Genomic DNA, 12,517 nt, shown 5'->3' with positions numbered 1-12,517 from the left:
CAAATCTTAAAAGCCTCAAATCAGGCATTTAACAAAGAACCCTTGCAGTAACAACTGCAGGGGTTTCTGCGTTATCAGAAAGTTGGAGGAACAAAGAGCAGGGAACAAAGAGCAAGGAGCAAAGAGCAGGGAACAAAGACTAAAGGATAAAATGGAAAGCCAATAGGGCCAAAAACGAACTACGACAGACGAAAAACGGATAATGATGCTCAGATAACCCCTCCTCTATCTCCAGGATTTTTAGTATAATCTCATAGCGCGTCCTCCTGAACCTGTTTCAGGATCTTTTTTCGTAGTTAACGAACAACAGCACAACGACTAATGTTAGACGGAAAACGAAATAGAACCATGCGTCTTGAGTTTATCCTGCAGATTGTTGTCGATCTTAAAGATTTCGAAGATTTACGAGATAACCCATCCCTCCCTTCATGCACTCCCCCTAGAAAATAGAACGGGAGTGGCCATTTTGATAACAACCCAGCTGAGCCAGAGCTGTGTTTCGTCAAGTTCTGTAAATAGTACCATATTGTCTTAAATACCAAGTTTAAGTTTTTTTTGTTCTTCTAGCAAGTTTACTGCTTTTCATACGCTAATTATTACAACACTTCAGTTTTGTTAAGAGAATAGTAATTAAGACTATATATAAAACTGATTCGTTGCAAATGTGTTAATATAATAAGGTTTGCCATAATATTTGGCTATCTTTGTTTTTAACAAATTTATATAAACGAGTAATGAGTTTTTTTGCAGATAAAAGAAGGGAAGTAATGGTGCATATCGAGAAGTATATGCTCGAAATGATGGATACCTACCTTAAGCCAATTGATACTAACTGGCAGCCGTCTGATTTTTTACCTGATTCTACAAGTGAAAATTTTTATCAGGATATTAGAATCCTGAGAGAAAATGCAAAAGATTTATCTTATGATTTAGTAGCTGTTCTTATCGGTGATACCATTACTGAAGAAGCGTTACCTACTTACGAGTCTTGGCTGGCCATGGTTCAAGGGCCAAGCATGAAAGAAGATGGCGGTTGGATGAAATGGAACAGACACTGGACTGCTGAAGAAAACCGTCATGGCGATCTTTTAAACAAATACCTTTACTTATCTGGCCGTGTTGATATGCGCCAGATGGAAATTTCCACCCAGTATTTAATTGCCGATGGTTTTGATATTGGTACTGGTCATGATCCTTACCGTAACTTTATTTACACTTCGTTTCAGGAGTTAGCTACCAATGTTTCACATAGAAGAGTCGCCTCATTAGCTAAAAAGGATGGTGATACGCTTTTATCTAAAATTTGTGGTGTTATTGCATCTGATGAAGCTAGACACGCAAAGGCATATAAAGATTTCATGAATCGCATTTTTGAGGTTGATCCAAATGAAGCAATGCTTGCTTTTGAAGATATGATGCGTAAAAAAATCGTTATGCCTGCACATTTCCTTCGCGAAGTCGGGTTAAAAATCGGACAAACTTTTGGTCACTTTACCGATGCTGCACAACGTTTAGGTGTTTATACCGCTGTTGATTATGTAGAGATTATGCAACAACTAATTGAGGATTGGAAAATTGAAGGAATGCAAGATTTAAATGATGCTGGTGAAAAAGCCCGTGACTATATTATGGCGCTACCATCCCGTTTATTAAAAGTTGCTGATCGAATGAAAAATCCGACAATCGACTATAAATTTAGCTGGATAGCCGGTTAAATTTGTTATTAATAATATAATGGAAGTCTCGTTTTATTCTTTAAAACGAGACTTTTTCTTTTACATATTTCTTCTATATTGTCCGCCTACTTCATACAGGGCTTTACTGATTTGGCCGAGTGAGCACACTTTGCAAACTTCTATCAATTGCTCAAATATATTTTCGCCTTTAATTGCAGATTTTTGAAGCTGTGTGAGTAAATCACCTGATTTATCTGCATTTCTATCCTGGAACTTTTTGAGGGCATCAATCTGGTATTGTTTCTCGTCTTCAGTGGCTCGAATGATCTCACCAGGAACAATCGTAGGTGAACCATTTTTATTCAAAAACGTATTCACGCCTACAATAGGATATTCTCCGGTGTGTTTAAGTGTTTCATAATATAAACTTTCTTCCTGAATTTTCCCGCGTTGATACATCGTTTCCATAGCACCTAATACGCCACCGCGATCATTAATGCTTTTGAATTCCTGTAAGACAGCATCTTCTACCAGGTCGGTTAATTCCTCGATGATGAAGGCACCTTGTAAGGGATTTTCATTTTTAGCCAGTCCCAGTTCGCGGTTAATGATTAATTGAATGGCCATCGCCCTGCGAACAGATTCTTCTGTTGGTGTGGTAATGGCTTCATCGTAAGCATTGGTATGTAACGAGTTACAATTATCATAAATAGCATATAATGCTTGCAGGGTTGTTCTGATATCATTAAAATCTATCTCCTGTGCATGCAAGGAGCGTCCTGATGTCTGAATATGATATTTCAGCTTTTGGGATCTATCATTTCCTTTGTATTTATTTTTGATGGCTTTGGCCCAGATTCTTCTCGCTACGCGACCAATTACGGCATATTCAGGATCAATCCCGTTAGAGAAAAAGAATGAAAGATTTGGTGCAAAATCATCTATATGCATCCCTCTACTCAGGTAATATTCTACAAATGTGAATCCATTACTTAAAGTAAAAGCTAATTGAGAGATGGGGTTAGCGCCTGCTTCAGCGATATGATAACCTGATATTGATACTGAATAAAAGTTACGCACTTTTTCATCAATGAAATATTTCTGAATATCGCCCATCATCCGCAAGGCAAATTCAGTGGAAAAGATGCATGTATTTTGAGCCTGGTCTTCTTTCAAAATGTCGGCCTGAACCGTTCCACGAACGGAACTCATCGCTTTTGATTTGATAGTCTGATAAACGTCGGCTGGTAAAACTTCATCTCCTGTAACGCCAAGTAACATTAGCCCTAATCCATTATTTCCTTCCGGCAAGGCACCATTATATGATGGAAGAGGTATGTTTTTCGTTTTATAAATTGATGTTATTATCTCCCGTACTTCGTTTTCGAGGCTGTTTTCAATAATATACTTTTCACATTGCTGATCAATTGCAGCATTCATAAAGAAGCCCAGCAACATTGGCGCAGGTCCGTTGATGGTCATAGAAACGGAGGTAGATGGTGAACAAAGATCGAAACCGGAATAGAGTTTTTTTGCATCATCTATTGTAGCAATGCTCACTCCGGAGTTTCCAATCTTACCATAAATATCCGGGCGGACATGTGGATCTTCTCCATAAAGGGTTACCGAATCAAATGCGGTGGAAAGTCTGTGTGCAGGTTGTCCAAGAGAAACATAATGAAAACGTTTATTTGTTCTTTCCGGACCACCTTCACCAGCGAACATTCTTGTTGGATCTTCACCTTCACGTTTCAATGGGAATACACCCGCCGCGTAGGGGAATTCACCAGGAAGATTCTCTGTAAGTAACCAGCGTAAAATATCACCCCAATCTTCATATCTGGGTAATGATACTTTAGGGATGTTAAGCTTTGACAAAGATTCATAATATAAAGGCTGTTTTATTTCCTTGTCACGTACCTTATAGATGAAGAATTCTTCTTTATAAGCCTTTTTAGTTTCCGGCCATTGACGAAGCAGGCGCTTGCATTCGCCATCTAATTGCTCTTCAAAAAATGAATATGCTTCCTGTAATCCTTCACCCAAAGAAAGAGATGGGGTATCCTGTGCAAGATCGATTACTCCTTTAAGCTGGTACATTTTTCTGGCAATAGTTGCTTGCTTGTCCACCCATTCATTATAGTTTTGGCTTGATTCTGCAATTTCAGCAAGGTAACGGATCCGGTCTGGTGGAATGATATAGATTTTTTCAGATTGATCTGAAGTTAATTCCATTTTGGCCTTAAAATCTGTCGATGTTTTAATTTTTATCTGCTGCATTAAAGCGACAAACAGGTTATTCATCCCCGGATCATTAAATTGCGACGCCATCGTGCCGTAAACAGGAATCTCCTCATCTTTAGCATCAAAAATATTATGATTGCGTTTATATTGTTTGCGCACATCGCGAAGGGCATCTAGGGCACCACGTTTATCGAACTTATTAATGGCAACAAGGTCTGCAAAATCGAGCATGTCAATTTTTTCAAGCTGCGTTGCAGCACCAAATTCAGGTGTCATCACGTAAAGTGATACATCGCAATGTTCGGTAATTTCTGTATCCGACTGGCCGATGCCCGATGTTTCGACAATAATTAAATCGTAACCGGCAGCTTTGCAAATATCTATGCTCTCCTGTACATTTTTAGAGAGGGCGAGGTTTGCTTGCCTTGTAGCAAGTGAGCGCATGTAAACTCGTGGATTATTGATCGCATTCATGCGAATGCGGTCGCCAAGTAAGGCACCTCCGGTTTTCCTTTTGGAAGGATCAATCGAGATAATGGCAAGGGTTTTATCTGGCACTTCTACCAGGAAACGACGCACCAATTCATCTACTAGTGATGACTTCCCCGCGCCACCAGTTCCGGTAATCCCAAGAATGGGGGCATGGTTATTTTTAGATAATTTTTTTAATTCATTTACAAATGGTTGCGCACCTTCAGGATCATTTTCTGCAACTGTTATCGCACCAGCAATGGCTTTAACTTCTTTCTTCGGAATGGTAACAAGTTCATCCGTAATTTTTTCTTTAGTGATGAAATCGGTTTGGATCAACATATCGTTAATCATTCCCTGTAAACCCATTTTACGGCCATCATCAGGCGAATAAATTTTGGTTATTCCGTATTCCTGCAATTCCTTAATTTCCGTTGGCAGAATAACCCCCCCGCCACCAGCAAAAATTTTAATGTGGCCTGAGCCGCGTTCTTGCAGCAAATCGTACATGTACTTAAAATATTCGATGTGGCCGCCCTGATAAGAAGTCATGGCAATGCCTTGAACATCTTCCTGAATGGCACAATTTACGACCTCATCAACTGAACGATTATGCCCGAGGTGAATCACTTCAGCTCCTGAAGACTGAAGGATTCTACGCATAATATTGATGGTTGCATCATGGCCATCAAAAAGTGAAGCTGCCGTAACAAAACGAATTTTATTTTGTGGCCTGTATATTTCTACTTGTTGCATACTAAAGGATTTAAAGCATCACAAAATCAAATTTTGCAGGCTTGTTCCCAATATATTTGGTTCAACAAATGTAGCAAATAAGTGTAATTAGCAATTTTTTATATAGTATCTATGCCGATATAAAATGAAAAAAGCCACTGGTTAGGTGGCTAAAATTTATTTGTTTGTGATTTCTGTTATGGGTTCTCCAACGTTGCCATTAGGCATTTGTATGTGTAAAAGCGCCGCGAGGGTTGGTGCAATATCCGTCATGTAATGCGTTTTATTGGATGCACCCGGCTTAATCCCCCAGCCCATAAAGACTAATGGAATGTGAGCATCGTATGGATTCCAGTTTCCATGTGTGGTACCAGTGCTGCTGCCGTTAAACCAGTTTGGGTTAAGTATATAGTAAAGATCTCCGCTTCGTTTGGCGTTATAACCGTTGGTGATCATCTTTTTCTGCACTTCTGGTAAAGTAGATTGTGAAATTTTAGAAATATCAACCACGTTTGCGAAGCCATCCAACTTCTTAAGGAATTCAATCGATGCTGATTTGATGACATCAAAACTTACATTTAAGTTATCGGTCTTATCATGATCGAAAATGATCTGGTTATTCATCGACCTTAAAACCAAATTGTTTACTTTGTATTTATCATTCAGAAAAGTGTTTAATTTCGCAGCAATATCCCTGTCGCTCACTACGCCTGCAGGGAGTTTATTTTTTTGCATAAAACCAGGCACATGGGCGGCACCATGATCTGCAGTTAAGAAAATTGTATAGTTTCCTTTGCCCACTTGCTTATCCAGATAATTGAAAAATTCTTCGAAATCTTTGTCTAAACGCAGATAAGTATCTTCGGCTTCTATAGAATTCGGTCCATATTGGTGACCAACATAATCTGTTGCAGAACAGCTTAAAGCAAGGAAATCAGTAATATTATCCTTGCCTAAATCTTCAGAAAGGATAGCCAGCTTGGCCAGGTCTAAAGTGATGGTATTTCCATATGGTGTACTTCTGATGGCATCATAGTTTTTATCTACAAACTGGGCCAGGCTGTGTGGAAAAGTGCTTAATTTTCCTTCGTAAGCTTGTTCATCTGATGTACTATTGGTATAAGTATTGATTGGATATAAGGTTTCCCAGTTCTTCGCGTAAAATTTATTTGCCAGTTTTAGTTTGTTATAGTCTGCAATCCATGCAGGCACTTCAGTCATGTAATAAGAGCTGGTGATCCAATTTCCGGTGCTTCCCTGGTACCAATATGCCGCATTTGCTGCATGCCCGGCAGGAAGGATAGAGCCCCTGTCTTTCAGGGAGATACCAATAACTTTACCTTTAAAGTTCGTGGCTAACCTCAATTCGTCCGTAATGGTATTACTAAGCATATTTTTCGGAGACATATTTCCTTCTGATGAAGGTGTACTTCCAACGGTAACTACAGAAGTATCTTCAGTACAATACATGTTTTTCTTCGTTTCAGCATCGTACCAGTCGTTGCCAATAATACCATGAATTGCAGGGACTGAACCAGTATAGATACAGGTGTGTCCACATGCCGTATAGGTTGGCGTATAAGGGATATAAGTATTTTCTGCTGAGAAACCCTCGTTAATTAGCCTTTTAAAACCTCCGTTTGTATATCTGTTATAGTATCGATATAAATAATCCCAACGCATCTGGTCAACAACCAGACCGACTACTAATTTCGGCCGGGCAACTTCTGCAGGAAAAGTTTTGGATTGATTGGCAGCAGTTTTCTTCGTTTGTGCTGATGCAATTGAGCAAGAAAGGAGCGAAAGGGAAAGGAGTAAGTAAGAAATTTTCTTCATTCTATTTTAAATAAAGGCCTAAATTAATGATTTTAAGATGAAGAACTTTTGAAGTTTTTGTAAAGTTTTTATATCGCTTCGGCCACCACAAAAGTACTTCCGCCAATATAAACCAGGTCATTCGGGGCCGCATTGTTTATCGCTGTGTTTTTTGCTGCCAACACTGATGGATAGCTCTCTCCAACCAGATTAAAAGTTGAAGCTTGTGTAGCCAGTTCGGCCTCAGGTAAACCTCTTTCCAGATTGGGCTTGCAAAAATAATAAGTGGCTTCTTTAGGCAGAAGCGATAACACTTTTGAAATATCTTTGTCGTTTACCATCCCAAAAACAATATGCAGATTTTCGTAAGTTGTTTGGGCGATATTTTTAACCACTTCTGCAATGCCAGCTTCATTATGCCCGGTATCACAAATCACCAGCGGATTGGTTTGTAAAGTTTGCCAACGTCCTTGCAAACCAGTTAATTTCTTCACATTCCTCAGGCCTTTGTAAATACTTTCTTCATCGATTTTTAATTCGGTTTCTTTGCCAAGGACGGATAATGCTTCCAAAACCGTTAAAATATTTTTGGGCTGATAGATGCCGGTGAGGTCGCTTTGTAAATCTTTATATTTTATCTTATCGCCCTGAAATACGGTTAATGAAAGCAAGTTCTTTTTCAATTTGAAATCTTTAGCTTTTAAAATCTGATCAGCAAATACGATCGGCGCTTGCATCTGCATGGCTTTTGCTGTGAAAACATCAGACGATTTCTCTTGCGTTTCGCCAATGATGACTGGCGTATGGGTTTTAATGATACCCGCTTTTTCTCCTGCAATTTCTTCAATAGTGTTGCCGAGCATGTTCGTATGATCCAGACTAATATTGGTGATTACTGAAATTAGTGGATTGATAATATTGGTTGAATCTAACCGTCCACCTAAGCCCACTTCGATTATTGCGATATCCACTTTGTTTTTTGCAAAGTGGTCGAAAGCCATGGCTACGGTAACCTCAAAGAATGAGGGCTGGATATCTTCCATGAGTGAACGCTGTGCTGCTACAAAGTCTACTACTTCTTGCTTAGGCATCATTTTTCCATTGATCCGGATTCGCTCCCGGAAATCTTTAAGGTGGGGTGAGGTATACAAACCGGTTTTATAGCCTTGAGCTTGCAAAACAGATGCCAGCATATGTGAAGTGGAACCCTTTCCATTTGTACCAGCCACATGAATAGTTTTAAACTTTTCCTGTGGATTATCAATCGCTTTGCATAATAAAATGGTATTGGTTAGGTCCTTTTTAAATGCTGAGGCGCCAACACGGGTAAACATTGGAAGTTTGCTGTATAAAAAATCAAGTGTCTGCTGATAGTCCATGGCGCAAATATACATCAAGGTAATTCATTGTGAAATTGAAATTTAAGTATTGTAATATCAGCCTGATGCTGATTATAAGTCTTGGTACTTTGTTAAATTACAAAAGTACTTAAACGCAAAAAGCACATGGATTTCCTGTGCTTTTTTGTGTGGTACTAACTATAATATTAAATCTATTAATAGACTAGCTTAATTTACGCCAAAATTAAAAGTAACCAGGCCGGTTTGATTGTCTCCACCTTCCTCGGCTTTTATGATTGAAGAATTTAAAACAGCTTGAATACACTTATTAACTAATTCTGTATCCGTAGTAGTGGAGCCTTTGAGGCTTTGAGTAGCCTTAATTATCCGTCCGGTTTTATTAAAATATACCCTTATCACAATTCGGCCGGTTTTCTGACCATCGTCTGTCGGTTTTTGTAAATTAGCAAAACGCCTTAATGGAAGTGGAGTATTTCCAAATCCGGAACCACCGGCACCATAATTATTGGCCAGGGGATCACCATTTACTGATCCCTGGTTCCCCGGCGTATTTCCTGTTCCATCTCCACCACCCTGGCCTGTACTTTTCTTGCCTTTGTAAAGTGCATTTTGATTTACCACAGGCTTTGTAGGCTTTTCTTCTTTTGCGGTAGTAGGGGTAGCTGCCTTTGTTTTGGTAGGCTTTGTATTTACGGCAATTGCCTCTTCGGTATTCTGCGTCTGAATTTCCTTTTCACCAGTTTCTACAGGCGTATTTTCGCTTACTTTTTCTTCCGGCACCACTTTATCCGGTGCTTTATTATTGGCGTTTGGATCTGCAGATGGTTCCTCAATACTGGTATAATCATCGCCCATACCCGTTTCAGCAGTACCATAATTAACCACCATTCCGCCCATTCCTAAATCTTCGGGTGGCTCAAAAGAATTAATTACGATTAAAAAACTAATCGCAAGCAAAACTGCCATGATTCCGCCGGAAATGGCAATGGCTTTTGGATAATTATTTTCTTCTGTAGTATTCATTATTTTTTAGGCTCTACAGCTAAAACGAGTTTTAATTTCAATTTGTTTGCCACATCATAGGCAACCATAATATTCTCTGCAGGAACATTCTTCGCTACGTATAATACGATCGTCATGTCTGGTGCTGCTTTTTGGTAAACTTCAATTGATGACTGCAAACCTTCTACAGTTACCGGTTTCTTATCAACGAAATAATTAAACTTATCGTCTATACTTACCGTTACCGCTTTCTTTGCCGTTGATTGTTGGCCGCTGCTAGACTGCGGCAATAACAATTTAACCACCTGAGGATTTACTACAGCAGAGGCCAATAAGAAAAACAACATCAGAAAGAACATAATGTCGTTCAGTGCTGATGTATGTACTTCTACACTTCCTTTTGTTCTTTTGCGTAAATTCATTATTTGCTCGGTTCTTCTAATAAGTCAATAAAATCAATTGCATCCGTTTCCATTTTTAAGATGATTTTTTCAACCATAATATTTAGAATGTGATACAACACATAGGCGATAATCCCGATAATTAAACCAGATGCTGAAGTGATCATTTTGGTGTACAAACCACCTGAAATGGTACCGATTTCAATCGCACCTTTTATGGATACCTGGTGGAAGATGGTAATTACCCCAACAATGGTTCCAACGAAACCAAGCATTGGTGCAATACCGGCTACAATACCCAGGATACTGATATTTTTTTCCAGTTTAGAAACCTCTAGTTTACCCACGTTTTCAATTGCACCTTCAATGTCTTTAATTGGGCGGCCGATACGTTTTAAGCCTTTTTGTAACATACGAGAGAGCGGAGAATTATTGTTTTTGAGTAATGACATTGCGCCATCTAAATTTCCAGACTGAATGTAAGATCTGATTTGTCCCATCAAATTTGATTCATCTTTAGTTGCCTTTTTGATGGTTAAGTAACGTTCAACAAAAATAACTAAGGCTAGAAATGCTAAAAAAGCCAAGGGAATCATTACCCAGCCGCCTTTAAAAAGTAGGTCGATGAAATGAAGTTCTTCCGGAGCTGGTTGTGTTAACGCCTGGTTAACCGCATTTGCAGTGTCTTGAATCGCTTGCGTGGTGTCTTGAATTAATAAAGTAATCATTATGGTTGTGTGTTGTTTAATATTCGTTGCACGAAAAATCCTTTTCCTTTTAGCTTTTTCTGTATAATTTCTTTTTGTTCTTCTGCTTCTTTTTGCGTTTTAAAACTTGCTACGCTAACTTTTTTCAAACGGCCTGGCAGGTTAGCAATTTTTGCTTTAAATCCTAATTTTTCCATTTGCTTGATAAATACCAATGCTTTTTTCTCTGATTGAAAAGAGGCTGCAATAACATCAAACGTAGAAGGGCCGCCTGTATTGGGTGTAACTTTAGTTTCTTTCGGTGTTTCAACAACCGGTTTAACTACTGGTTTTTGTGCCGAATCTGCTTTTTTCTGTACCTGGTTAACTTTTAGTATGCTATCTGTTTTGGCTGTTGAATCCTGTTTTGCTTTCAGTGTATCTACTGCAACCTTCGGCGAATCTATAACCCTACTTGCTACTTCTATGGACGCTGATTGACCAGTAAATAATTCTGGTTTAACCAGATAAGTAATTGCAGCGATAATAACTAAGATCAAAACTACGATGGTAACTTTTAACCAGGTAGACATCCCTTGAGGCGTTTCTTCCTCAGGTATGATTGGATCATGGCCAAAACGATTTGGATGCGCTGCATGTTGCGCCTGAATAAACTCCGGAGCTTCAATAACCGGCTCTTCTGTTTTGGCTTCTTCTTCTAAATTCACGTAAGTTTTCGGCTCATCGGTTTCTGGAGTATAGCCGAAACGGAAACGGTTTGGATTTTCCTGATGTGTTATTACAGATTCAATAGGACCTGGCGTTGTAATAGCAGGCGACTCGGGTTTATGTAAATCTGCAGGAATATTTTCTTCTTCAGATGCTGATGGATTTCCGAAACGGTTCGGATGATCAGCGTGTTGCTCCTTAATAAATTCAGGTGCTTCAATCACTGGTTCGTCTGCTTTTAAATCTTCCTCAACCTCGTTAATTTCTTCGTTTGAATTGGCAGACAGGGCTTCAGTATCAGTAATGGCTTTAACGGCTTCCTCATCTTCGGGCGTATGTCCGAAACGGTTCGGATGATCAGCGTGTTGCTCCTTAATAAATTCAGGTGCTTCAATTACTGTTTCGTCTGCTTTTAAATCTTCCTCAACCGTGTTAATTTCTTCGTTCGAATTGGGAGACAGGGCTTCAGTATCAGTAATGGCTTTAACGGCTTCCTCATCTTCGGGTGTATGTCCGAAACGGTTCGGATGATCAGCGTGTTGCTCCTTAATGAATTCAGGTGCTTCAATCACTGGTTCGTCTGCTTTTAAATCTTCCTCAATCTCGTTAATTTCTTCATTTGAATTGGCAGACAGGGCTTCAGCGTCAGTAATGGCTTTAACGGCTTCCTCATCTTCAGGCGTATGTCCGAAGCGGTTTGGATGATCAGTATGTTGCTCCTTAATAAACGCCGGAGCGTCAGTAACCTGGTCAGCCGGTAAAGTATGTTTCAAAGTATTTTTAAAATCATCATTCACCTCATCTAACTCGATATTTTCAATTTCAGGGTGTTTAACTTCTTTTGCTTCGCGATTAATATTTCCATTTGGAACGCCCGGTGCTTCTGCAATTTCATCAAAAGTTTCAGGCTCATCATTTTGGAGCGCATTTATTTCACCCTCCACTACACTGGTTTCAACCAATGCAGGTAGACCAAAAAATTCTGATCCATAGTTAATATTCTGAGCGGGTTCAAAACTTAAACCCTCATGTTCAGTAAAATATAATCTTCCTATGCTTGATAAAACTGCTTCATTCTCCTGCGCAAGGGTTTCAGTTGTTTCCTCTACAAACTGTGTAATGTGGTCATTGGCGCTTTCTATCGAAATGTTTCGCTTTTCCGAAATATAAACAGGAAGTATATTTTCTTCTTTAACATCATGCGAAAACAGCAAGGTGAAGCCCGGAGGCAAAAAGGATTGTTTTTCCTTGTCATATCTTCCGGGATATTTCTTCTTATAAAAGGTGCCTAAGCCGGTAATACCAACTTCTTTATGTTGTTGTAAGAGTTCAAAAAGAAATGACGAGATATCCATTTTGTAAAATTATCGTTTTTGAATTAAAAAATATATTCCTTT

8 protein-coding genes are annotated in these 12,517 nt (G+C 39.1%); 1 reads left to right on the top strand and 7 read right to left on the bottom strand.

Features of this window, described 5'->3' with window-relative positions:
- The first annotated feature begins 734 nt into the window (after positions 1-734).
- The gene (locus GJU39_RS20250) at positions 735-1,715 is read left to right on the top strand and encodes an acyl-ACP desaturase (RefSeq protein ID WP_154282824.1); all 981 of its coding nucleotides are present in this window, start codon (positions 735-737) and stop codon (positions 1,713-1,715) included.
- A gap of 60 nt (positions 1,716-1,775) precedes the next feature.
- On the opposite strand, the gene GJU39_RS20245 is transcribed toward GJU39_RS20250, so the two are convergent.
- The 7 genes from GJU39_RS20245 to GJU39_RS20215 all read right to left on the bottom strand — a co-directional run bounded on the left by GJU39_RS20245 (position 1,776) and on the right by GJU39_RS20215 (position 12,475).
- Positions 1,776-5,147 (bottom strand): methylmalonyl-CoA mutase family protein, encoded by a 3,372-nt coding sequence (locus GJU39_RS20245; protein ID WP_154282823.1) that lies wholly within the window; start codon positions 5,145-5,147, stop codon positions 1,776-1,778.
- A gap of 156 nt (positions 5,148-5,303) precedes the next feature.
- The gene (gene pafA, locus GJU39_RS20240) at positions 5,304-6,962 is read right to left on the bottom strand and encodes an alkaline phosphatase PafA (protein WP_154282822.1); all 1,659 of its coding nucleotides are present in this window, start codon (positions 6,960-6,962) and stop codon (positions 5,304-5,306) included.
- Positions 6,963-7,030: 68 nt separating this feature from the next.
- Positions 7,031-8,320 carry a bifunctional folylpolyglutamate synthase/dihydrofolate synthase gene (locus GJU39_RS20235; protein ID WP_154282821.1) on the bottom strand — a complete coding sequence of 430 codons (1,290 nt, stop codon included), beginning with the start codon at positions 8,318-8,320 and terminating at the stop codon, positions 7,031-7,033.
- Between the two features lie 189 nt (positions 8,321-8,509).
- Entirely contained in the window at positions 8,510-9,325 is an 816-nt protein-coding gene (locus GJU39_RS20230) for an energy transducer TonB (protein WP_154282820.1), read from the bottom strand.
- Entirely contained in the window at positions 9,325-9,726 is a 402-nt protein-coding gene (locus GJU39_RS20225; RefSeq protein WP_154282819.1) for an ExbD/TolR family protein, read from the bottom strand. The genes GJU39_RS20230 and GJU39_RS20225 overlap by 1 nt, the downstream gene beginning before the upstream one ends.
- Positions 9,726-10,433, bottom strand: a complete 708-nt coding sequence (locus tag GJU39_RS20220) for a MotA/TolQ/ExbB proton channel family protein (RefSeq protein WP_154282818.1) — start codon at positions 10,431-10,433, stop codon at positions 9,726-9,728. Before GJU39_RS20220 ends, GJU39_RS20225 begins: the two co-directional genes overlap by 1 nt.
- A complete protein-coding gene (locus GJU39_RS20215; RefSeq protein WP_154282817.1) occupies positions 10,433-12,475 on the bottom strand; it encodes an HU domain-containing protein in 2,043 nt (680 codons plus the stop codon). The genes GJU39_RS20220 and GJU39_RS20215 overlap by 1 nt, the downstream gene beginning before the upstream one ends.
- Between the last annotated feature and the right edge of the window lie 42 nt (positions 12,476-12,517).

The organism is Pedobacter petrophilus (genome assembly GCF_009674725.1).
Taxonomy (GTDB): Bacteria; Bacteroidota; Bacteroidia; order Sphingobacteriales; family Sphingobacteriaceae; genus Pedobacter; species Pedobacter petrophilus.
Note: the sequence above shows the minus strand (reverse complement) of the source record. Positions and strands in the feature narration are given on the sequence as shown.